Origin of the sequence: Blautia schinkii (assembly GCF_013304825.1) — a bacterium.
In the GTDB taxonomy this organism is placed as follows: Bacteria; Bacillota; Clostridia; order Lachnospirales; family Lachnospiraceae; genus Blautia_A; species Blautia_A schinkii_B.
On the sequence record NZ_JAAWUO010000006.1, the window covers coordinates 121,988 to 146,759 of the forward strand.

The following is a 24,772-nucleotide window of genomic DNA, read 5'->3' on the forward strand; positions in this document are numbered from 1 at the left end:
AGCAGGAGATATTCCGCGAAGCGTGGAGTGAACAGTAACGGATTTTTGCAGACATTTCTTGAGGAAAAACAGAAGGCGTGAACACAGCAACCGCAGATTAAACTGTGCGCAAAAAGAGGAGAAGCAAACATATGAAAAAATATTGTGAGATGAGCAGGGAAGAGTTGCTCGATTTAAAGAAAGAACTCGACCGTGAGTTTGATGAGATCAAAGCGCAGGGTCTGGCACTGGATATGTCCCGTGGTAAACCGGCACCAGATCAGCTTGACCTTTCCATGAAAATGATGGAAGTACTTGCGGGCGATGCAGATCTGAAATGTGAGACAGGAGTAGACTGCCGAAACTATGGTGTGATTGACGGTATTCCGGAAGCTAAGAGACTTCTTGGAGAGATGTCCGAAGTTGAGCCTGAGAACATCATTATCTATGGTAACTCCAGCCTGAACGTAATGTTTGACACCATCGCACGTTCCTATTCCCACGGAGTTATGGGAAATACACCGTGGTGCAAGCTTGACAAGGTGAAATTTCTCTGTCCGGTACCAGGATATGACCGTCATTTCAGAATCACAGAATTTTTCGGAATTGAGATGATCAATATCCCAATGTCTCCGGAAGGCCCGGACATGGACATGGTTGAGAAATATGTAAATGAAGACCCGGCAGTAAAAGGAATCTGGTGTGTTCCGAAATACTCCAATCCGCAGGGCTACACATATTCCGAAGAGACAGTTAAGCGTTTCGCACATCTGAAACCGGCAGCACCGGATTTCCGAATCTACTGGGATAACGCTTACAGCATCCATCATCTTTATGATGACAACCAGGACTTCCTTCTTGAGATCCTTGATGAGTGTGCGAAAGCAGGAAATCCGGACATTGTTTACAAATTTACTTCTACCTCAAAGGTAAGCTTCCCGGGTTCCGGTATTGCGGCAGTTGCAGCATCCAAGGCTAACCTGGATGATTTCCGCAAATACATGACAGTACAGACCATCGGACATGACAAGCTGAACCAGCTTCGTCACGTTCGTTTCTTCAAGGACATCAACGGACTTCATGAACACATGAGAAAACATGCAGACATCCTTCGTCCGAAGTTTGAGATGGTTCTTGCTACACTGGACAAAGAGCTTAACGGACTTGGAATCGGCGAGTGGACCAAACCACACGGCGGATATTTCATTTCCTTTGATGCAATGGAAGGCTGCGCAAAAGCAATCGTTGCCAAAGCAAAAGAGGCAGGTGTTGTTATGACAGGTGCCGGCGCAACCTATCCATATGGAAATGATCCGAAAGACAGCAACATCCGTATCGCACCAAGCTACCCAAGCATTGAGGAACTTGGAAAAGCTGCAGAGGTATTCGTTCTCTGCGTGAAGCTTGTGAGCGTGGAAAAACTTCTGGAGAAATAATCAGTAACCAAGAAAAAGATAACATCAGACTGCCCGGTATTTCTGTATATGTAATACCGGGCAGTCATAAACTATCGGAGAGAATCAATCTTATGGGTGAGGAAAAAGAAAAAATGAAAACCTGGAAAAAAGTGGTCATTGCACTGATCATTATCCTGCTGATACTTACGGCAGCAGCTTACGGATACGGTGTGCACTATTTTACAGACCATTTTCTGCCGGGATCACAGGTGAACGGTTTTAACTGCTCTTACAAAACAGCAGATGAGACAGAAGAACTCCTTGCAAAAGAAGTTCAGGCTTATGTTCTTACAGTAGAAACAAGAAACAATGGTAAAGAAAGCATCACTGCAAAAGAAGCAGGTCTTGTATACAAGCCGGATAACGGCGCAGCTAAACTGATCCGGAAACAGGATCGCTATAAATGGTTCCTGGCTTTCAATCAGCAGAAAAAATACAAGCTGAATACAGATACGGAATACGATGATGACAAGAAACTCACCAAAACAGTAAAAAGTCTGAAATGTATGCAGAAGGATAACATGGAGAAACCAATAGATGCCTGCATCAAAGACAACGGTGAGACTTATGAGATCCAGCCGGAAAAAGAAGGAACAACACTTGATACAAAGAAAGTACAGAAAGTGATCCGCGCGGCAGTTTCCGCAGGAGATACCACAGTCAATCTTGAAAAGAAAGACTGCTACAAGAAGCCTTCTGTATACAAAGATGATAAAACCCTCAAGAAAGACTGCGACCAGCTGAACAAGCTTACCAGCTGTGTGATCACCTATGATTTTTCCGACCGCTCCGAGCAGCTGGACCGCAATACCATCAAAGACTGGCTTACAAAAGACGAAAAAGGCAATTATACAATTGATAAGAACCAGGTAGCAGCCTATGTAAATAATCTTGGATATAAATATGATACTTTTGGATGTACAAGAACCTTTACCACATATGATGGCCGTCAGAAGACCATCAAAGGCGGTGATTACGGCTGGGCTATCGACCAGACAACAGAGACAGACTGGCTTTACAATGCGATCCTTGCAGGAACCACGGAAGTAAGACAGCCCGCCTATGCTTACAGCGGACTTTGCCGTGACACCAATGATATAGGAAATACATATGTAGAGATTGACCTGACCAACCAGAGAATGGTATTTTATAAAGATGGACAGCTTCTGGTAGATACACCTGTAGTAACCGGATGTATTAATAAAGGACATGGAACACCGTTGGGCTGTTTTGCCTTGGATGCCATGCGTTCCCCGGCTGTTCTGAAAGGAACGGGATATGCAGCACCTGTCACATACTGGATGCCTTTCTCCGGAGGTGTCGGAATCCACGATGCAACATGGAGATCCCAGTTCGGAGGCCAGATCTACATCACAAACGGTTCACATGGCTGTGTAAACACACCGAAGGACCAGGCAGCAATCATTTACAATAATATTAGCGTAGGAGTACCGATAGTAGTATATGAATAAGAGATTAAAAGAAATATTAAAAGAATACGAAACAAGAAAACACAAAATTATCAAGGGAGATGAAAGTATGAATATCGTTGTATTGGCAGGCGGAACCAGTACAGAGAGAGAAATCTCCATCGTAACAGGAACTGGTGTCTGCAAAGCACTTCGCCAGAAGGGCCACAATGCGATCCTGGTAGATATTTTCTGCGGACTGGAGCCTGTAGACTGGGATGAGCCGTTCGGAGATAAAGATTATGAAGTAGATTCTGCAGCAGAATATATGAGAAGCTTTGACGATGATATCGAGAACATCAAACGTACAAGAAGAAGCTTTTTCGGGCCGAATGTACTGGAGCTCTGCCAGGCTGCTGACATTGTATTTATGGGACTTCACGGTTCCAACGGAGAAGACGGAAAAGTTCAGGCAACTTTCGACCTTCTTGGAATCCGCTACACAGGAACCGGCTATTTAAGCAGTGCCCTTGCAATGGATAAAGGCCTCACCAAGAAGATTTTCCTTATGGATGAGGTACCTACACCGAAGGGTGTTTCCATGCTGAAAGAGAACTGTACAAGAGATATCCACGATCTCGGAATGGAATTTCCTGTTGTTGTAAAAACATGCTGCGGTGGTTCCAGCGTAGGCGTTTATATCGTAAACGACCAGAAAGAATATGAGGATGCCATTGACGGTGCATATTCCTATGAGGATGAAGTGGTTGTTGAGGAATATATCAAGGGCCGTGAGTTTTCTGTTGCAGTTGTAGATGGCAAGGCTTATCCGATCATCGAGATCGCACCGAAGCAGGGCTTTTATGACTACAAAAATAAATATCAGGCAGGCTCCACAGTAGAGACCTGTCCTGCTGAGATATCACCGGAACTTACCGAGAAGATGCAGCACTATGCAGAAGCTGGCGCAAAAGCTCTCTGCATTGAAGGCTACGCACGTTTTGACTTCATGATGAAGGAGAACGGCGACATGTACTGCCTAGAGGCTAACACACTTCCGGGAATGACACCAACCAGCCTGATCCCACAGGAAGCAAAAGTCCTGGGAATCGACTATCCGGATCTCTGCGAAGAACTGATCCGCATTTCACTTAAGAAATATAATAAATAAGGAATGACAGACTCCTTCCACAGACTTATATCATTTCAGAAAAAAGAAAGGCTTTTATCTATGAAAAATCTTACATTAGAGAATATCACCAAAGTCTGCGGCGGTACTTACCACGGACCACAGGAGAAGCTTCAGGAAGAAGTAACAGCGATCACAACAGACAGCCGCAAGGTGGAAAAAGGCGGTCTTTTTGTGCCGGTTGTTGGAGAGCGTGTGGATGCTCACCGTTTTATTCCGCAGGTAATGGAAGCAGGTGCACTTGCAACGTTATCCGAGCGTGTCCTTGAGGGAGCGGATCATCCGTATATTCAGGTGGAATCTTCCCTTCAGGCAGTAAAAGACATTGCAGAATTTTATCTGGAGCAGCTGAACATCCCGGTAGTGGGAATCACAGGAAGCGTTGGAAAAACCAGCACAAAAGAAGTGATCGCTTCTGTACTGAAAGAGAAATACCGCACTCTCAAAACCCAGGGTAATTTTAACAATGAGCTTGGGCTTCCGCTGACTGTGTTCCGTCTTCGCGATGAGGATGAGATCGCAGTCCTGGAAATGGGAATCAGTGATTTCGGTGAGATGACCCGCCTTGCAAAAATCGCAAAGCCGGATACCTGCGTGATCACAAACATCGGAACCTGTCATCTGGAGAATCTGGGAGACAGAGACGGTGTTCTCAAGGCCAAGACAGAGATTTTCCGGTATGTGAAAAAGAATATCGTACTTAACGGTGATGACGATAAGCTCTCCACTGTAAAAGAATACAACGGAATCAGACCGGTATTTTTCGGAACAGGAGACAACTGTGCTGTTACCTGCGAAAACGTAGAAAGCCGTGGCCTGAAAGGGATGAGCTGTGATATCTGTATCAAAGGTGAGCTGGCAGAAGGCGGAGAAGAGTGTTTCCACGTAAACATTCCAATGCCTGGCCGTCATATGGTATCCAATGCACTGGCAGCAGCAGCCATTGGCAGGCTTTATGGCCTTACAGCCAAGGAGATCAAACAGGGAATCGAAAGCCTGGAGCCTGTAAGCGGCCGTTTCAACATGATCGAGACAGAGAAATTTATGATCGTAGATGACTGCTACAATGCAAACCCGATGTCCATGAAAGCATCTCTTGATGTTCTTCAGGACGGACTTGGCAGAAGAGTAGCTATCCTGGGAGACATGGGAGAGCTTGGAGCAGATGAAGTAGCACTTCATGAAGGTGTAGGCGTTCATGCCGGCCACTGTAAGATTGATGTCTGCATCTGTGTAGGCCCGCTCGCAGCCCACATCGCGGAAAAAGCTATTAAGACCAATCCGGACTTAACCGTGATCCGGGAGAAAGATCTGGAAAGCCTTCTTTCTAACTTAAACACTTATGTAAAACAGGGAGACACCATCCTTGTAAAAGCATCTCATTTCATGAAATTTGAAAATGTAGTCAAAGCACTGCAGGAAATGTAAAAAGACCGGGAACAGGGCGAGGATTTGACGAACGAAAATTGTTTCCAGATAAGCGATATAGAAGTATAATATTCCTAAACAATGAGCAATGTGAATGAGCAGTCATGGAGTGGATGCCTGAAACGGCATAGAATAAACGGAATGACACTCAGGCACTGTGGAGCAGTGTGTGGAAACGGGAGGGTATTATGCTGGAAACGATCATGCGGTTGGATATCCCACTTTACGTTATGACATCTTTGGGATGCATCGGCGGACTTGGGATGCTGGCAACGAACCTTACCTACAGAAGAATGATCCGAAATACACAGAGATTACAGAACCTGAAAGAAAAATGGCTGAACATGTGGAAATCAAGAGACAGGCTTCTTCACAGAATGAACCGTTTCGTATGGTATCCGTCCCTGCTCAGCACCTTCTTTCTGGTTCTGTCTGTTTTTCTGAACAACAGACTCGGACATGCAGAAGGACTGCCCATGCTGTATCTTTATATAGGGGCAGCTGTGCCAGCAGTTCTCCTGCTTTTGAGACAGGCACTGGATTTTTCTTATAAAGAAGAGCTGGTGATGACATCACTGGCTGACTATGTGGAGCAGGTCCGCACCTGGGTGGAAGAAGTCCCTGTTCCGCAGAAAAACGATCCTGTTTTGCAGGAGGAGATCGTAGATAAGATCACCAGAAGCATCCGTCAGACAGCGGCAACAGGAAGCCACTTCAGCAAGATGCTTTCACCTGAGGAGGAAGAGATCATGAAGGAGATCATAAGAGAGTTTATGAATGCGGAGTGAGCATAGATTTCAGAATATCTGAAAAAACACAGATATACGTACAAATATCTGCGGCAGCAATTCAGGTTCCGGATAAATAAATTCACTGCAGCGATTTGAAGAAATGCTATAGATTAATAAATATATACTTATAAAAACTCTCCGGCAGATACGATTCTTTGGAATCAACCGGAGAGTTTTTAACCGAATCAAGTAAGTCCCCTGTTTCAATTGCGAGGAGCAATAAGCAGTGGGTGGGACTTACTTGTATCAGGAGGGGTACAAGCCCCTCCTGATAAACTGCGGAGCAGTTATTCGGTTATGAGCAAGTAGCGAAAGCGGATTGCGAATATCCGATTGACTGTATATAATTGTGTAAGATAAGGAATTTATCAGTTATACAGCATCAACCCATGGAGATCGGGCCGCCACGAAGTTTACCGGCTGTGGTGATCCTCTTGATCGCAACCATGTAAGCTGCCATACGAAGAGTAACATTTTTCTCCTGACTTAATGCGTAAACTTCATTAAATGCAGTAAGCATGATCTTCTGAAGCATTTTGTTTACTTCATCAAGATCCCAGGTAAGATTCTGGATGTTCTGAACCCACTCAAAATAAGAAACAACAACACCACCTGCGTTGGAAAGGATATCCGGGCATACGATGATTCCTCTGGAATTCAGAATCTCGTCAGCTTCAACAGAAGTTGGTCCGTTGGCAGCCTCGATGATCAGTTTCGCCTGGATGCGTCCGGCGTTATCCTCTGTGATCTGATTCTCAAGGGCAGCCGGGATCAGGACATCACATTTGCAGGTGATAAGACCGTCATTTGTAACGTGCTGAACGCCATCCTGCTCATATTTATCGAGAGTATTTCCTTCAGAAATAAACTTGCGGATAGCCGGAATATCAAGTCCGTCCTCGCAGTAAAGTCCGCCTGTGTAATCACTGACAGCAACGACCTTCTGACCATTCTTATAAAAAATCTCAGCAGCAGTTCCGCCGACATTTCCCATACCCTGAACAGCGATAGCTGCGTTGGCAGGATCGATATTATTCTTTTCCATGCACTGATAAGCAATGATGGTAACTCCGCGTCCGGTAGCCTCTACACGGCCGACAGAACCGCCGATCTCGATCGGTTTACCGGTAACAACACCTGGAACCGTATGGCCTGTGAACATACTGTAAGTATCCATGATCCATGCCATAACCTCACCGTTTGTATTAACATCCGGAGCAGGGATATCTTTATCCGGGCCGATGATAGGAAGGATACGGGTTGTATAACGACGGGTCAGACGGATCAGCTCAGCTCTGGAAAGCTTGGAAGGATCGACCTTGATGCCTCCTTTGGCACCGCCGTAAGGAATATTTACAACTGCACATTTAAAGGACATCCATGCAGCAAGAGCCTTAACCTCGTCCATGTCGGAATTCTGATGGAAACGGATACCACCCTTGCACGGTCCACGTGCACTGGAATGCTGAACACGATATCCTTCAAATACCTTGATGGAGCCATCGTCCATACGGATCGGGATAGAAACCTTAAGCTCACGTTCCGGGTAGCAAAGTGTTGCGTAATCTTCATAACTGAGACCCAGTGCCTCTGCAGACTGTTTCAGGACAGAGAGCATATTGTCATATGGATTATACTTTTTTTCTGCCATTGTTACCACTCCTTTGAAAACAAATATTTTTTCTTAAATGATTAAGAATAATATTATTCATCTGATGAACTGAGTATAGCACAGCATATATGAATAGTAAATAATTTTATTCATAAAAACATATACAAAAATATTTATATCTTTTTAGGCGTTTTTACATAAGCGTATGTTAAAATAAAAACAGTGTATAAGAATGCCAGATATAAAATCAGGAAGACCAGGAGGGTATTTCATGGAGAATCAGTTACAGAAGCTGATCATTTCAGCGCAGCTGACACCAAAGGAAAAAGAAGTTGCAGACTATGTTCTTGAGAATCTGCAGAAATGCTGTTTTATGACATCAACAGAGCTGGCAGGGGCGCTGAATGTGAGTTATTCCTCTGTGATCCGGCTTACCAAGACTCTTGGTTTTACCGGATATCCGGATTTTCAGAGCTTTCTGCGGGAAACCTATGCAGAGCAGTCCAGAGACGTGGACACAGGAATCCTCATTCCGGCAGAGCGAATTGAGGCAATTAAGAAAAAAGAGCATAAGGCGACTGTACAGGATACGGTATGCGCATATACTCTGAGTAATATTCAGAGTACCATTGCAAGCAACACAGAAGAACAGTACCGCAAGGCGAGCAGTATTCTTATTAACAGTGATGTGAAATATATTTTTTCCTCAAGGGGATCTACCTGTGTGGGAGAATTTCTGAATACGATCCTCAGACAGACTCTTCCCCATGTGTATAATTACGGAAGCCACGGGCAGAACATGTTCGATTTCGCAAGCGACCTGAAAAAAGGAGACGCAGCAGTTTTTATTACCTATTCCAGATATTCAAGACTGATGTATCTCACTGCGGAGATGGTACATAAACAGGGAGCTTCCATTATCCTTCTGACAGATAAGCCTACCTGCGAAGCTGCCAAGTTTGCTGACGTAGTGCTGACTGCCAGAGGCGACAGCAGTGAATTCTATAATTCCTATGTAGCAGGAATGTTCGCAGCAGAGATGCTCTGCGCATATACATGCAGGGAAACGAATTATTCCAACCAGGAGCTGCTGGAACGTATCGATGAATATACTTCCCAGATCGGGAATTTCTGAGTATAAAAACAGGGAGAGCTGATACTGTATAAATGTATCAGCTCTCCTTGTCAATTTCCGGTATTCTGATATTCTAATCTTCCTCGATCACCTGGATCTCCAGGTAATCAAAGTCGATCTGCTCAATAAAATTATCCTGATAAAAACGTGCTTTATCATGCTTCTTAAAATCCTTTACAGTAGAATCCAGCCAGATCGGATTTCCAAGATCCATCTCATAACAGATCTCCTCAAGCCCATGAAAGATCTTATGTGTTCTTGTATCGTCACTGTCATCACAGACTACTGTATCTTGAAGCATATGATTATCCTTCCATATTTTTCCCCATAAACGAAACATATAAAATTTCCTTTCTGTATTGCCGTAAAAATTATCGAATGGCTATAGTATACCGTCAGAGACAGGGAAAGTAAAGTTGTAAAGATCCGGACTTTATAAGAATATCAGCCATTTTGTACAGGAAACAGTGCATCAGCCCACCTCACTTTTATTGACTAATGTGTAAAAATCCTCTATAATAAACGAAATTATGAAAAAAAGAATCATTACAGATTGGAGGAACCGAAATGAAACTTTACGATACCGGTGTTTATCTTCAGAACGGACAGGATATCATTCCTGAGAACCAGGCGAACCTGCCAGTAGCGAAGGAAGAGGCTGCAAAGAATACCATCGCATATTCAATTCTCAAGGCTCACAATAAATCTGACAACATGGAGAAGCTTCAGATCAAATTCGATAAACTGACTTCCCATGATATCACATTTGTAGGAATCATCCAGACAGCAAGAGCTTCAGGACTTGAGAAATTCCCGGTACCATATGTACTGACCAACTGTCATAACTCTCTCTGTGCAGTAGGCGGAACCATCAACGAAGATGACCACATGTTTGGTCTCACCTGTGCAAAGAAATATGGTGGTGTTTACGTACCGCCTCATCAGGCAGTTATCCATCAGTTCGCAAGAGAAATGCTTGCAGGCGGCGGAAAAATGATCCTCGGTTCTGACAGTCATACAAGATACGGTGCTCTTGGAACCATGGCTATGGGCGAGGGCGGACCGGAGCTTGTAAAACAGCTTCTCTGTCAGACATACGACATCAACATGCCAGGAGTAGTTGCCATCTATCTGAAAGGCACTCCGCGCCCGGGCGTAGGACCGCAGGACGTTGCACTGGCTATCATCGGAGAAGTTTTTGCCAACGGCTATGTGAAGAATAAAGTTATGGAGTTCGTTGGACCAGGTGTTGCCAGCTTAAGCGCAGACTTCCGTATCGGAATCGATGTTATGACAACAGAGACCACATGCCTTTCCTCCATCTGGCAGACAGATGAGAAGATCGAGGAGTTCTACGCGATCCACGGAAGACCGGAAGATTACAAAGAGCTGAAACCAGGCAGTGTTGCATACTATGACGGCTGCGTTGAAATCGACCTTGGTGAGATCAAGCCAATGATCGCAATGCCGTTCCATCCAAGCAATACTTACACCATCGATGAGCTGAAAGCAAACCTGGACGACATCCTTGCAGATGTTGAGAAAAGAGCACAGGTAAGCCTTGATGGAAAAATTCCTTTCACATTAAGAGATAAGGTAGTTGACGGACAGCTTTATGTTGAGCAGGGAATCATTGCCGGATGTGCAGGCGGCGGATTCGAGAATATCTGTGCAGCAGCAGACATCCTCAAGGGCAAAAACATCGGCCACGATGCTTTCACATTAAGCGTTTACCCGGCAAGTACTCCGATCTACATGGAGCTGGCTAAGAACGGCGTTCTTGCAGAGCTGATCGGAACAGGTGCTGTTGTGAAAACTGCATTCTGCGGACCGTGCTTTGGTGCCGGAGATACACCAGCCAACAATGCGTTCAGTATCCGACACACAACCAGAAACTTCCCGAACCGTGAAGGCTCCAAGATCCAGAACGGTCAGATCTCTTCTGTTGCACTTATGGATGCACGTTCCATTGCTGCAACAGCTGCCAACAAGGGATTCCTTACATCAGCAGAGGAGTTTGAGGGAAGCTATTCCGAGCATAAATATTACTTTGATAAATCCATCTACAAGAACCGTGTATTTGACAGCAAGGGCGTAGCAGATCCAAGCGTTGAGATCCAGTTTGGCCCGAACATCAAGGACTGGCCGGAGATGGCTGCACTTGCAGACAACCTGATCCTGAAAGTTGTTTCCGAGATCCATGATCCGGTTACCACAACTGACGAGCTGATCCCATCCGGTGAGACATCCTCCTACCGTTCCAATCCGCTTGGACTTGCAGAGTTCACACTCTCCAGAAAAGACCCGGCTTACGTAGGCCGTGCAAAAGAGATCCAGGCAGCACAGAAGGCAATTCAGGCAGGTCAGTGCCCGGCTGAGGCAGTTCCGGAACTGAAACCGGTTATGGAAACCATCCATAAATCCTATCCGGATGTTGATAAGACAAACCTTGGCGTAGGAAGCACCATCTTTGCAGTGAAACCTGGCGATGGTTCCGCAAGAGAGCAGGCTGCATCCTGCCAGAAGGTACTTGGCGGCTGGGCAAACGTTGCCAATGAGTACGCAACCAAGAGATATCGTTCCAACCTGATCAACTGGGGTATGCTTCCATTCCTGATCCCGGCTGGAGACCTTCCGTTCAGGAACGGTGATTACCTGTTCTTCCCTGGAATCCGTAAGGCAGTTGAGGAGAAGGCAGACGTGATCAAAGGCTACACAGTAGACGGTGACTCCCTGAAAGAGTTCGACGTTACACTTGGTGAGCTGACAGACGATGAGAGAGAAATCATCCTCAAAGGCTGCCTGATCAACTACAACCGTAAATAAAATACAAAATAAATTCCAAAAGCAAAAGACCGGCGAGGTGAAAATCGCCGGTCTTTTCTGAACACTGAAAATACCGTCTTAACGGTCAGCCGAAGGTGAAAAACTGACGGAAACTGTAATAGAAACTTAAAAAAACAGCATCAATGATGAATTGATGAAAATAATGGAATATGGTATGATGTTGTACAAAAGTGTATAATAAGAGTACACTCTGACGATAAACAGAAAATGGAGGTGCCAATTATTTCTGATGAGATAAATAAATCAGATATTTCCAGCAGAAAAAAACTAAGAAACAGACTTACCACAGGTGTTTTTGCGTTGCTTATTGCACTGATCGCAGTGGCTTCAGCAACATACGCATGGTATATATACAACACAAGCCGACATACAACAAAAGTCCGTATGGCAGCAGGAGCAGGCGTCAATCTGCAGATCAGCAATTCCTACAGCGGAACATATGGTTCGGCAGCAGTTCTGGACAGTTTTTCCGGAAGACTGAATCCTGTATCCACCAACCGGATCAGCGGCGGCTTCCAGAAAGTTCTGGGATTTACCAATGGAACCGAGAATCAGTCCAATCTGGTAGCAAGTCTCTTTGGAAAGGGAGATTACAGTGATTATTACAATACCAGCCTTTTTCTGAAAACAAACGGCGATCCTACAGATATTTACATAGCAGACATCGGCTTTGAGGACAGCGATCCGAAGAATCCAATCTCATCTGCGATCCGGGTCGGTTTTGTAGTACATAAAGTTGGAAAAAAACAGCCATCACAGGGTGAATACATTTTTGCCATAAGTGATAAGAAAAACCCGCAGGCAGAATACAATACAGCTAAAGGAAAAGAAGGTGATGTGCTGGATTGCACGAAGACAGACGGAAAATTAAAACCAGTAGCAGTGACTTATCCATATATTTATGCTACTACTTATACCGATCAGAATAGTCAAAACTGGATAGCCACGAAGGTTGGAAAGAACTATGAAGTTTCATCTGGCACACAAAAAATTGCTTCTTCCGTAGGGTATGATGGCGTAAAAATGCGTGTTTATATCTGGATGGAAGGTACCGATGCTGATTGTGTCAATAATGCAGCAGCAGAAGACCCGGCAACTTATAACGTAAATGTAAAACTGGCAGGTATTTCTGCTGAATAAGACAGCAAATATAAATTGAAAGGTCATGGCAGAGCCATGGCTTTTCTTTTATCCTAAATATGCGAAAAAAACAGGATATCATATGGGAGCAAAGTACGCTAATAACAAAGCAAATACAAGCAATAAAAATGGAATTCCCTAAACCAGAACTCCACTTTATATTATTTCTTCAATAATATCTTCATATAAAAAAATATCTCCCCTGGGGCACATCGTTGAGAGGTGCGGGGAGTCCTGTTAATATTACTATATGTATAACAGATAATAATATCAATGTGCAAAATAGCCAAAATTCATCCTAATCCCTGACAATGCAACCTGGCATACGCAAAATACACGGATTTTCTATCCAACATTATTGACGTATGAAAAACTTCATGGTATTTTATTTTTGATAAAAATGGAAATTATTTCAAGGCAAACCTGCTGAAAGGCAGGGCCGCAAAGCCAGAAGGGGCTAAAATCAGTGTGATGTTAAAGAAATATAGTAGGGACGCTGGCAGGTTTTGGAAGGTGTCCTTTTTTGTATGCAAAAATGGATAAGAAAACTGGCAGGGATAGGTTCTCTGTATATAGATAAAAGCAGGATAACGAAGCATGAAACAGAGTGAGGATTTTTATAAAATGGGAAATTATGAAGACAAAATATATTTTTTAAGTGAGACTGTACCGGGACAGACACAGGCCATGTCACAGGCAGTACAGAAAACACTGGAAAATAATGGCGGGGTAGGCATAATGACAGGATATTATGACCAAAACCTGTCTGTTTTATCTGTGAGCAATCTGCTGTTACATAGTACAGGATATACATTCGACTCTTTTATGAAGCAGACAAACGGCTCATTGAAAAATTTCTTTTATGGCGAGGAAGATATACTGGATCGAGATCGTTTTTTGCAGCTTCACGGAGCAGGGGAATCACAGATCCTTACAGCAGACGGTACAGTGAATAATGTACGGCTTTATAAAGAAGATGCGACAGATGAGGCGGGCAGACAGATCTGGGTTATGTCCGTACAGGTCAACTGGGATCATGTAAATCTGGCACTGCTCAATGAGGCTATCTGTTCCGGCTTCTGGTATTTTGACTGTGACGAAAACAGTGAGATTGTGAATGCAAACTGGAGTCATGAATTCCGAAAAATGCTTGGCTATCATGACACTCTGGACATTCCGAATAAACTGGAATCCTGGTCAGATCTTCTGCATCCACAGGATAAAGAAAGAGTAATGGTGCAGCTTCAGGCGGCAATTAAGGATAAGACGAACCAGATAAAATACCAGGTAGAGTATCGTATGAGAATGAAGGATAATCAATACCAGTGGTTTCGGGCATCGGCAGAAGTAATACGCCGTCTGGATGGTTCTGCCAGCAGGATTGCCGGGATTTTTATTAACATTGATGGGGAGAAAAAAGAAATCATGCAGGCACAAAAATCTGCTGCTTTCCACCGAGCTTTTACGAAAGCAGATCTGTGCGAGTATTATGTGAATCTGGAAGCGAATACTTTTGATACCTTTAAGGTTGAAACATCCCTGATGACAGTCTTTGAACAGAGTCATACATGGGATGAATTGATCCGGCATTTTGTGGATTCCTATGTTGTGGAGAAAGATAAGAAGGCGGTATCCTCTTTTTACGACCGTGGTTATATTGCAGAAAGGCTGAAGGGTCTGGAAACCGAATTGGCTTTGGAGTGCCGTATCACTCTGAATGGAGAAGAACGATGGGTCCGTAATGTGATCATACGCGGCGAGATAGAGGATTCAGAATATGCCATGATCTTTCTGCGGGATATCACAGAGACAAAGGTGGAGAGTGCACGGCATCTGCAGATGGCAGCGGATAATGCTTCCATGGAGCAGCTGATCCAGAGTATTGTGCGTCTGGTTGACCGTTTTGTTGTCTGTGATCTGGAAAATGACAGATATGAATTCTACAATCTGAATGGACAGATGATATATAAACCTCTGGGATTTTATCATGATTTTCAGATGCAGGTTCTTGAAAAATATAAGACACTGGAACCATTGGAAGCTATAGATATCCTGATAGCCCCGGATAATATTCGGAAAAAACTGAAAAGTGAAAATGATATTTATAAGTTTGAGTATTGCAGCCAGGATGAAAAGACTTATAAGATCGCTTCTTACATACCCCTGGAATGGGAGGATGGAAAACTGGTAAAAGTATTGCTGGCATCCATGGATGTGACACAGGAGAAAAAAGCAGAGATTGAATCCCGTCAGGCACTGAAAGAGGCTTACTGTTCTGCAGAAAATGCTAATCGTGCGAAAACAGAATTCCTTTCCAATATGTCCCATGATATCAGGACACCGATGAACGCTATTGTCGGTCTGACAGCGATCGCAGGAGCAAATATTGAGAGTCAGGACAGAGTTATTGAATGTCTCAGCAAGATTACAGAATCAAGCCGCCATCTGCTGGGGCTGATCAATGAAGTGCTGGATATGGCACGTATCGAAAGCGGAAAAATGACGCTGGCACAGGAAGATTTCAATCTGTCAGAACTGGTGGATAATCTTATTACGCTTACGAAACCGGTGCTTGATGAACATAAACATAATTTTGATATACATATTAATCACATTGAACATGAGGATGTCTGCGGTGACAGTCTGAGGATTCAGCAGGTGTTTGTGAATCTGATGAGTAATGCGATCAAGTATACACCGGATGGTGGGAATATTATTTTTTCCATAGAGGAAAAGCCAAATGGATTTTCAGAGCTTGGATGCTATGAATTTACGATTGAGGATAATGGAATCGGTATGTCACCGGAATTCCAGAAAATCATGTTTGATCCTTTCAGTCGCGCAGATGATCACCGGACAACCAGAGTTCAGGGAACTGGTCTGGGAATGGCGATCAGCAGAAATATTGTTAATCTGATGAATGGTAATATTAAAGTGGAGAGCACCTTACATAAGGGAACCAGAATTACGGTAACGATTTACCTGGAGCTTCAGGAAAAAGAAAAAGCACAGGACAAAAATCTGATGAATCTTCCTGTTCTGGTTGTGGATGATGATAAGACATGCTGTGAAAGTACAGTTGCCACACTGAAAGAAATCGGTATTACAGGTGAATGGGTTCTCTCCGGCAGAGAAGCCGTTGAGCGTTGTTATGCACACCACGAGTTGAAGTGCGATTATTTTGCTGTTATTCTGGACTGGAAGATGCCGGATATGGATGGAATAGAAACTGCCAGACAGATCCGGAAGCGTATAGGTAAAGAGATTACCATCATTGTACTGACATCTTATGAATTCAGCGAGATTGAAGAAGAAGCAAAGGCTGCAGGTGTAGATGCTTTTATTGCAAAACCGCTGTTCCGTTCCAGGCTGACGGCAACATTGCGGCAGTTTACTTCGGACAGAAAAGAAAAAGCAGCAAGAAATTATCTGCAGAAGCTGTCAGAAGCAGATTATACAGGAAAAAGAATTCTGGTGGTTGATGATAATGAGTTAAACAGAGAAATTGCTGTTGAAATTTTACAGATGACAGGGGCAGAAGTGGAAACAGCAGAAAATGGAAAAGCTGCAGTTGAAAAAGTGGAAGTTTCTCCGAAAGGCTTGTATGATCTTGTTTTTATGGATATCCAAATGCCTGTCATGAATGGTTATGAGGCAACCGCAGCGATCAGGAGCCTTCCGGGTGAACAGGGAAAACTGCCGATCGTTGCCATGACTGCCAATGCTTTTGCAGAAGATGTACAGCTGGCAAAAAACACAGGCATGAATGGACATATCGCAAAACCGCTGGATATGAATAAGCTGAATGATGTCCTGGAAAGCTGGCTGTAATTGATTCCCGATTATTGAATTAATGATTTTAGCAGGAAAGAATGAGGAAAATACGAGTATGAAAAAGGCAAAACATTATCTGATAGCTTTATTGTCAGGGGTGCTTGTAGCAACTACTGTTTTGTCTGGCTGTGGACAATCTGAAAAAGCAGTATCTGAAAATGATGATCACCTTACTGTGTATCTGTGGGAAAATCGTTTAATGAAAAATATTGTACCCTATATCTATGAGCAGTTTCCGGATCAGGATATTGAGTTTATTACCGGCAACAATGATACCGATTTATACAGCTATTTTGAAGAACATGGTGAACTGCCGGATATCATAACTGTACGTCGATTCTCAGGAACAGATGCACAGGATCTGGAGCCGTATCTTATGGATTTTGCTTCTTATGATGTGGTTTCCAGATATTACTCTTATGCATTGCAATATTATAAAAACTCAAAAGATGAGATTCAGTGGCTTCCTATCTGCGGTATGCCGCAGACGATCATTGCCAACAAGACATTGTTTGAGCAGCTCGGGATCAAGATACCGGAAAATTATAAGGAATATGCACAGGCATGCCAGCAATTTTATGATAATGGTATAAAACCGTATTCCCTGGATCTTGCAGAAGACTGGTCTGCTCATGAGGTGATTCAGGCAGGTGCAATCGGTGAATTCATGAGTCTGGATGGAATCGAATGGAGAAGCTCAGCTGAAAGTGCATCAGGGGATATTGCGTTTGATGATGCGTTATGGAAACGTATTTTTTCAGAAACCAATACATTTTTGAAGGACTCACATTTTACAAGTGATGATATCAGCGTCGATATTAATACTGCAGCGCAGATGTTCCTTGAGGGAAAAGCAGCAATGTTTCATGGTTATCCGGCACTTATGCAGGAATATCAGGAACAGATGGGTGCAGAATTAACCCGTATACCGTTTTTTTCACAGATTTCGGATGAATCTTTTATAAATATGACCCCTTCTCTGAATATTGCATTCAACAAAGACCTGGAAAAAGATCAGGAAAAACTGGACCTGGCATTCGATGTCCTGGATCGTATGATTTCAAAAGAAGGACAAACGCTGATTGCAGAAGGAAAGGGTGTAATTTCATTAAATGTAGATGTTCCAAACATGATGGAAGATGTACCTGGCCTTGAAGATGAAATTAATAATAATTCTGTTTATATCCGATATTCTGCTCAAAAATCATTTGATGCCAGCCTTAAGGCTGTTCACGGATTATTGTCAGGGGAAATGGATGAAACACAGGCGTATGATGCTTTTCGCAGCACAATGAACAGTAAGGATTCAAAAGAAAAAAACACAGTAAATTTTGAAAATGAATATTCTATTTCACTAAATGATAAAAACGGTCGTGATGCGGCATCTTCTATTTTAACTACGATCAGAGAAGAAAATGATGCTCAGCTGGCTTTGGTACCATATTATTATTTTACTTCTTCCATTTACAAAGGGGAGTGCACCGGCAGCCGGGTTGCTTTGATGACAGCAAAGAGTTCAGATACACCATTATATCTGGCAAAAATCAATGGCAAAGAGGTTTATGAACTTGCGGAGAAATATCTTGCTGATTCTGATGAGAAATTTCATGTAACCAATAAATATGAATTACCAATTGCATCCGGTATGAAAATAATCGTCAGTCAGGAGGAAAACGGATTCTCATTACAGGACATAGAAGTAAATAAGAAAAAAACAGACAAAGACAAGGAGTACTCTATTCTTCTTACAGACACCACAATGTCTGTTTTGAAAAAAATAAATCTGGAATGTGAGATCAGGCAGCTTAAGGACACAACATTATCAAGTGCATGGACTGCAGCAATGGCAAACGGACAGCAACCGTCAGCACCGGAAGATTATATAGAGGTTGAAAAATAAAAGTGGGAAAAGAACAAGCGATAACAAAAAGAAAAAAGATCATAGTACCATTGTTTTTTTTAATTCTTATACTTTTAAGCTTAATTTTTGTAAAGCTCCTTTTGAACAGGATGAACAGCTATATCGCGGAAAACGGGAAAAGCAGTATGGGAGCTGTTGTTGAACAGATACAGCAGACCTATGATCTGCAGGTGAATGGATACTACAGCCAGCTGCATTTGCTTGAGGATTCTCTTATTCAAGAGGAAGTGAGATCTATTGAACTGGATAGAAACAAGAAGTTCTTTGAGGCATGGCAGAAAGAATCTGAAAGTACACTTATATTTCTCCAGGAAAATGGAAAGGCAATAACCACTGATGGAACAAAACTTCGGGTTGACATGCCAAGTAAACTTTTGTTGGATTTGAGGAACGGATATAATATTGGAAAATTGGTTTCTCTTGATTACAACCAGAAGAAAAAAGATGGTTATCTGGTTGCAATTCCATGTCAGGAATATACGATTAATGGGGAAACTTATACGGCAATTGGAACCTTGTATGATCATTCAAAATTAGATTCTATGTTAAGTGTGAAAAGCTATAACGGGAATGCGTATCTGTTTATGCTGGATAACGACGGAAATATTACTTATACAAATCAGAAAGAAGATAAATTTTTTAGAAACTATTTTTTGTTAAAGCATTTAAAAGGAGATCAGGCTATCGCTGAGGAAGAGGCTGATTCTCTTCAAAAAAAGCTGGATGGCAGAGAACAGGGGGTAGAACTTCTGGGAAGTGACAAACCTTACTATCTGGGATACTGTCCGATAGAAAATAATAACACCATGCTGATCTGTATTGTAGAAAAGAGTGTTGTAGATAATGTACTGAAAGATTATCAGAAAACAATAGGATTTACAACATTACTCATGGCAGGTTTTATACTTTTGCTTTTTGCCGGATTATTCTACAGTATTTCCAGACGCCGTCTTGCTGATCAAAAAGCTGAATATGAAAAAAGAAATAATGAGATTCAGATACAGGCATTGAGGGAAATGCAAGTCGCCAATAAAAAACTGAAAAAGGCAAAGGACATTGCAACGGAAGCCTTGCAGACAGCTGAAAATGCAAATAAGGCGAAAACAGATTTCCTGTCCAATATGTCACATGATATTCGTACACCAATGAATGCAATTATCGGTATGACGTCATTGATCAGACATGATGCAGGCAATAAAGCGAAAGTAATAGAGTATGCAGATAAAATAGACATTTCATCACAGCATCTGTTAGGAATCATCAATGATGTTCTGGATATGAGCAAAATTGAGGCAGGAAAAACAGTTTTTAAGTATATCGATTTTTCCATCTTGGATTTTATTACAGAACTCAATACCATATTCCATTCACAGATAGACGAAAAAAACCAGACTCTTACGATCATAAAAGAAAACATCCGGCACGAGTGGGTGAATGGTGACAAGGTTCATTTAATGCAGATTTTCAGCAACTTGGTTTCTAATGCAGTGAAATACACGCAGAAAGGTGGAAAAATTCAGTTTCTGGTAGAAGAATGTGAGACAAAGTCATCTGTCTACGCAAAGTACCGTTTCTTAGTCAGCGATAATGGAATAGGAATGTCGGCAGATTTCAAAGAGACGATCTTTGATGCTTTTACCCGGGCTGAAAGTTCTGTGACTAATAAGATACAGGGAACCGGTCTTGGAATGGCTATTACCAAAAATCTGGTTGAAGCAATGGGAGGCACCATTGATGTGGAGAGTGAACTGGGACAGGGAAGCTGTTTTGAGGTTCTCATAGATCTGAGAATTGCAGAGGACAGAAAGGTTGTTTTGACAGCACAGGAAGAAATAGATGAACCGGATAGTAATACCCTGAAAGGAATGAGGTTCCTGTGTGCAGAGGATAATGAGCTAAATGCAGAAATCCTAATGGAACTGTTAAAGATTGAGGGCGCAGAGTGTATCATCTGTGAAAATGGTGAAAGAGTTCTGGAGGCATTTGAGCAGTCTGCCCCAGGGGATTATGACATGATCCTGATGGATGTGCAGATGCCTGTTATGAATGGCTATGATGCAACGAGAGCAATCCGCAGGAGTACTCATGAATTGGCAAAGACGATTCCGATCATTGCTATGACCGCCAATGCATTTTCTGAGGACATTCAGCATTCTCTGGCAGCCGGTATGAATGCCCATATTTCAAAGCCGGTTGATATGAAGACGTTGGAAAAGACGATAAGAAGAATAAAAATCGGCGGGAGGGGCACCGAAACGCAGGCCATTGAACAGTGACAAATGGATATAAAAAGCAGAAAAACATATTTAACAGAAGCAGCCTGCCGGGTTTTATCTGAAAAGATGATTCCCAGGCAGGTTTTATTTTTTGTCCGGAAAGTTGAAAAAATCAATGTGCAAAATAGTTGAAATTTACAACCTTCATTCTATATACTAAAGCGCACCTTGCAAATAAAGCTGGAACAGCACTTGTAGAAGATGTGTCAGATTATCTGATCTACACAAATGCGAAGTTTTATAACGGCATTATTTCCACAAGAGACTTTGACTCAAAAGGTAACTAACAGAAACGGAGTTTCAGCTTTTTCAGACATCTATACTCAAATCCCCGGTCAGAAGAAAGGTCAATCAGACAAAATCTTCCGGTCGGGGATTTTTTGGCGAAAAGAACAGGCTGAATTCAGTTGACGTATAGGATATCCTCTGTGAAGCTATCATCTTAACGGATAAAACAAATAAATTAACAGAAAATAATCAAAAATACAAACAAATAATAAAATATAAAAACATAAAACAAATAATAAACAAAAATATTAATATAAAAATGCAAAAATGTATTGACAAAACAACACAACAGTGTTATTATAAGACCATCAAAAAGAACAAGAGATAAAACAAAATCAAAAAAATAAGAAATTCATTCAATTCATAGCATAGATGCACATGAAAGGATGAAGATAAGAAAGGAAAAGGTGATTCCAGTGGGAACATAATAAACAACTTCATCAATATGAGAGTGACAGGAACCGGATTTCCTGCAAGAAAGACCTGATACATATCACATAATGATATCCCTTAAGAAATACATCAATTTCTCTCATAAGATATAAATAAGAACCTCTTAAATCTTACTTATATTTTAACATCAGTTAAAATGAGAGAAATCAGAAACATAAGGAATTCAGTATTTCAGGTATTATAGAATCGGTAACTCATATTGAACAACTGTCACACACCTGATACAAAGATTTCAGGAAATATGTAAAGAAATATTTCCCGAAAGAGTAAAACCCTCAACTCACTGGTTTGTTGGAAAGAAGAGATTCCAGAAACAGAAGTGAAGATGAGAACGATACTTTGAAAAGCATATCAGCAACATCAGGATATGGTTTGAAGCTTTGCATCAGAAGAATATCTGATAGGATATTATAATAGAAGTAATCGGGAAGGAACTTTTTTCTCAGGATACTTTATCAGAACTGCAGAGGAGAAAATCCCAACAGGTCGATTTGAATCAGCAGATCATAAGGTACAGAGATGACAAATGGTTTTGAATTTAAGAAGTTAAGTTCAGAATTATTTAGGAAACAGAAAAAAGTGTAACCACCGCAATTCTTCAAAAAAACAAAAAGGAAATCGAACCTCGGATTAATTGATTTCCAAATCTATAAAACTTTCTAAATAATCGAACAGATATAATTTATATATTGATCGTTTATGAGCAGGAAATAAATAATACGAAGGAATAGAAAAAGAAAAAATTATAAAAACTTAATACAGAGAATCGGAATTATTTTATCAGGTATATAAAATCATAGATTTCGATTATTAAATAAGAAATATAACCAGAAAACTCGATTCGAAAGAATGAAGAGGAAGAAAAATTGAATAACGAAGAGTGTTGAGACGGTCATCATTTTTTGAAACTGTTAAAGTAAAAAAAAGTGATGACCGTCTCGTTGTGCATTCACAAAATATATTTACCGGTTGCCATTAAAATTATCATCAGTTATACTTCTGTGAGAAAGGAAGTAAGCTGTAAATGTATAATAATCAAATCGAAAAAAATATTTTGTATGAAGACAGAGATATTCTTGTCTGCAGAAAACCATCGGGAATGCCGGTACAGGCAGCGGGGATAGGAACCATGGATATGGAAAGTGCTTTGAAGAATTATCTTGCACAGAAGAATCCCGGAAAAATGCCGTATCTGGCGGTGATCCATCGCCTCGACCAGCCGGTAGAAGGGGTTCTTGTTTTTGCGAAAACATCCGGTGCGGCGGGAAATCTAAGCAAGCAGATCATGGCCGGGGGCGCAGGGAAGTATTATCTGGCAGTAACAGAAGGGAAGCCGGAGAAATCAGAGGGTACACTTACTGATTATCTGAAAAAGAACGGAAGGGCCAATATATCACAGACAGTACCTGCCAATACACCGGGGGCGAAGAAAGCAATCCTTCATTATAAAGTACTGGATCAGAAGGAAATCAATGGAAAGATCCGTACACTTCTTAAGATCAAACTGGAAACAGGCCGCCATCATCAGATCCGTGTGCAGCTTTCACATGCAGGAATGCCGCTTCTTGGTGACCGAAAGTACAATCCGTCAGGGGAGAGAGGTGTATCCCTGGGATTATGCTCCTGCGGCCTTGAGTTTAAGCATCCGAAAACAGGGAAGCAGATGAAGTTCGAAACAGAGCCTCAGGGCAGTGCATTTCTGGATTTTGTGAAAAAACTGTAAAAACTCTGGACGGAAATACGAAAAAGTGTATAATGTAAAAAGCGAGTAACCAAATGTAAGATTTTTGTAAAGTATACGTTACTGTGGACGGATAAGAGAGGCCATGAAGAACAGTAACCAGCGAGGAAGAGGAGATTACAATGAAAAGAGTTGCAGTAATGTCAGTGGCCTTGTTGGCTGCGGCGACTCTGCTGACAGGATGTCAGAAGGAAGAAGTAGAGAAGCTAGTTGCACCGCTTGTTGCAGATGTCCAGGAGACTCCTGAAGCACAGGAGATGGAAGAAGAGAAGAATCCGGCGATTCCTGAGATCGATGACAGCCTGTCGATTGAGGCAGGAGCGAGGATCGCAGTTGTGAGTAAGAGTACGAAGGGTGAATTCTGGGATAAAGTAAAAGAAGGAATGCAGGCTGCTGTCAAGGATGTGAACGCAGCTTATGGTTTTAAGAAAGATGACCAGATCACAATGACCTTTGAAGGGCCGGACAATGAAGAGGACGTAGAGAGCCAGATCAATACACTTGATGCAGTTATTGCGGAGAATCCGTCCGTTGTATGCCTTTCTGCCGGGGATATGGAATCCTGCCAGGCACAGCTTGAGGCTGCTAGGGAGAACGGAATCCCGGTGATCGCTTTTGATTCCAATGTCAGCGATACGAAGCTGGTGAAGGCTTTTCGCGGAACAGATAATGTGCAGATCGGTAAATATGCAGCGTATAAATTGGGAAGTGCCATTGGAAAAATGGGAAATGTAGCTGTTTTTGCAGCACAGGAGAAGACTCAGAGCTCCCAGGAACGTGTACAGGGCTTTCTGGATAACATTGCGAACTACACAGATATCAAGGTTGTTGAGACAATTTATTCCGATCAGGTTGATGATATGAAAGCAGCCATGCAGGAAGTTCTTGATAAATACCCGGCACTGGATGGTGTTTTCTGCACCAATGCCGATGTATCGGAGATGTTCCTGTCTGTGAATAAAGATACAGGTGATAATAAGGTTGCCATGGTTGGCGTAGATGCAACCAGCAAGCAGCAGGAAGCGGTTAAGAGCGGAGACGAACTTGGCATTCTTTCACAGAATCCTTATGCAATGGGATATCAGACCATGTGGGCTGCGATCCAGGCAACAGCACCTAAGAAAGAAGTAAAAATTGAGAAAAAAGTTCTGCTTGACCCGGCGTGGATCGATGCAGAGAATATTGAAAGCGAAGATTACGCAAATTATATCTATAATTAAAAGATAACCGGAACAGCTACATAAAAGAGTCATCTGTCAGATAAAGACGCAG

At 42.3% G+C, this 24,772-nt stretch carries 15 protein-coding genes and 1 riboswitch; of the genes, 13 read left to right on the plus strand and 2 right to left on the minus strand.

Features of this window, described 5'->3' with window-relative positions:
- Window positions 1-131 precede the first annotated feature (131 nt).
- From HFM85_RS06565 to HFM85_RS06585, 5 genes are all read left to right on the plus strand, one after another.
- On the plus strand, window positions 132-1,415 hold the full coding sequence (locus HFM85_RS06565; RefSeq protein ID WP_173738371.1) for a PLP-dependent aminotransferase family protein: 1,284 nt from the start codon (window positions 132-134) through the stop codon (window positions 1,413-1,415).
- 92 nt (window positions 1,416-1,507) lie between these two features.
- Window positions 1,508-2,908 (plus strand): L,D-transpeptidase family protein, encoded by a 1,401-nt coding sequence (locus tag HFM85_RS06570; protein ID WP_173738372.1) that lies wholly within the window; start codon window positions 1,508-1,510, stop codon window positions 2,906-2,908.
- Between the two features lie 67 nt (window positions 2,909-2,975).
- Window positions 2,976-4,016, plus strand: coding sequence for a D-alanine--D-alanine ligase family protein (locus HFM85_RS06575; protein WP_119239516.1), 1,041 nt, complete (start codon window positions 2,976-2,978; stop codon window positions 4,014-4,016).
- Between the two features lie 60 nt (window positions 4,017-4,076).
- The gene (locus HFM85_RS06580; RefSeq protein WP_173738373.1) at window positions 4,077-5,462 is read left to right on the plus strand and encodes a UDP-N-acetylmuramoyl-tripeptide--D-alanyl-D-alanine ligase; all 1,386 of its coding nucleotides are present in this window, start codon (window positions 4,077-4,079) and stop codon (window positions 5,460-5,462) included.
- Window positions 5,463-5,650: 188 nt separating this feature from the next.
- Window positions 5,651-6,250: a hypothetical protein gene (locus tag HFM85_RS06585; protein WP_173738374.1), complete on the plus strand. Its 600-nt coding sequence runs from the start codon at window positions 5,651-5,653 to the stop codon at window positions 6,248-6,250.
- Window positions 6,251-6,635: 385 nt separating this feature from the next.
- Here the strand turns inward: HFM85_RS06585 and HFM85_RS06590 are convergent, their stop codons facing one another.
- Window positions 6,636-7,904 carry a Glu/Leu/Phe/Val family dehydrogenase gene (locus HFM85_RS06590; RefSeq protein WP_173738375.1) on the minus strand — a complete coding sequence of 423 codons (1,269 nt, stop codon included), beginning with the start codon at window positions 7,902-7,904 and terminating at the stop codon, window positions 6,636-6,638.
- Window positions 7,905-8,136: 232 nt separating this feature from the next.
- Here HFM85_RS06590 and HFM85_RS06595 point away from each other — a divergent pair, with 232 nt between their 5' ends.
- Window positions 8,137-9,000: a MurR/RpiR family transcriptional regulator gene (locus tag HFM85_RS06595; RefSeq protein WP_173738376.1), complete on the plus strand. Its 864-nt coding sequence runs from the start codon at window positions 8,137-8,139 to the stop codon at window positions 8,998-9,000.
- Between the two features lie 73 nt (window positions 9,001-9,073).
- Here the strand turns inward: HFM85_RS06595 and HFM85_RS06600 are convergent, their stop codons facing one another.
- Window positions 9,074-9,340, minus strand: a complete 267-nt coding sequence (locus tag HFM85_RS06600; RefSeq protein WP_173738377.1) for a hypothetical protein — start codon at window positions 9,338-9,340, stop codon at window positions 9,074-9,076.
- A gap of 227 nt (window positions 9,341-9,567) precedes the next feature.
- On the opposite strand from HFM85_RS06600, the gene HFM85_RS06605 reads away from it, so the two are divergent.
- The 7 genes from HFM85_RS06605 to HFM85_RS06635 all read left to right on the plus strand — a co-directional run bounded on the left by HFM85_RS06605 (window position 9,568) and on the right by HFM85_RS06635 (window position 24,720).
- Window positions 9,568-11,826, plus strand: a complete 2,259-nt coding sequence (locus HFM85_RS06605) for a hydratase (RefSeq protein ID WP_173738378.1) — start codon at window positions 9,568-9,570, stop codon at window positions 11,824-11,826.
- 228 nt (window positions 11,827-12,054) lie between these two features.
- Window positions 12,055-12,987 carry a hypothetical protein gene (locus tag HFM85_RS06610; protein WP_173738379.1) on the plus strand — a complete coding sequence of 311 codons (933 nt, stop codon included), beginning with the start codon at window positions 12,055-12,057 and terminating at the stop codon, window positions 12,985-12,987.
- A gap of 406 nt (window positions 12,988-13,393) precedes the next feature.
- Window positions 13,394-13,499: riboswitch (cyclic di-GMP riboswitch) on the plus strand.
- A gap of 112 nt (window positions 13,500-13,611) precedes the next feature.
- Complete coding sequence (locus tag HFM85_RS06615; RefSeq protein WP_173738394.1) at window positions 13,612-16,818, plus strand: response regulator; 3,207 nt, start codon at window positions 13,612-13,614, stop codon at window positions 16,816-16,818.
- Between the two features lie 58 nt (window positions 16,819-16,876).
- Window positions 16,877-18,721: an ABC transporter substrate-binding protein gene (locus HFM85_RS06620; RefSeq protein ID WP_173738380.1), complete on the plus strand. Its 1,845-nt coding sequence runs from the start codon at window positions 16,877-16,879 to the stop codon at window positions 18,719-18,721.
- A 146-nt stretch (window positions 18,722-18,867) separates the two neighbouring features.
- Window positions 18,868-21,018: an ATP-binding protein gene (locus tag HFM85_RS06625; protein WP_173738381.1), complete on the plus strand. Its 2,151-nt coding sequence runs from the start codon at window positions 18,868-18,870 to the stop codon at window positions 21,016-21,018.
- Between the two features lie 1,765 nt (window positions 21,019-22,783).
- Window positions 22,784-23,482: an RluA family pseudouridine synthase gene (locus HFM85_RS06630; protein WP_119240450.1), complete on the plus strand. Its 699-nt coding sequence runs from the start codon at window positions 22,784-22,786 to the stop codon at window positions 23,480-23,482.
- A gap of 140 nt (window positions 23,483-23,622) precedes the next feature.
- Window positions 23,623-24,720 (plus strand): substrate-binding domain-containing protein, encoded by a 1,098-nt coding sequence (locus tag HFM85_RS06635; protein ID WP_173738382.1) that lies wholly within the window; start codon window positions 23,623-23,625, stop codon window positions 24,718-24,720.
- Window positions 24,721-24,772: the final 52 nt, after the last annotated feature.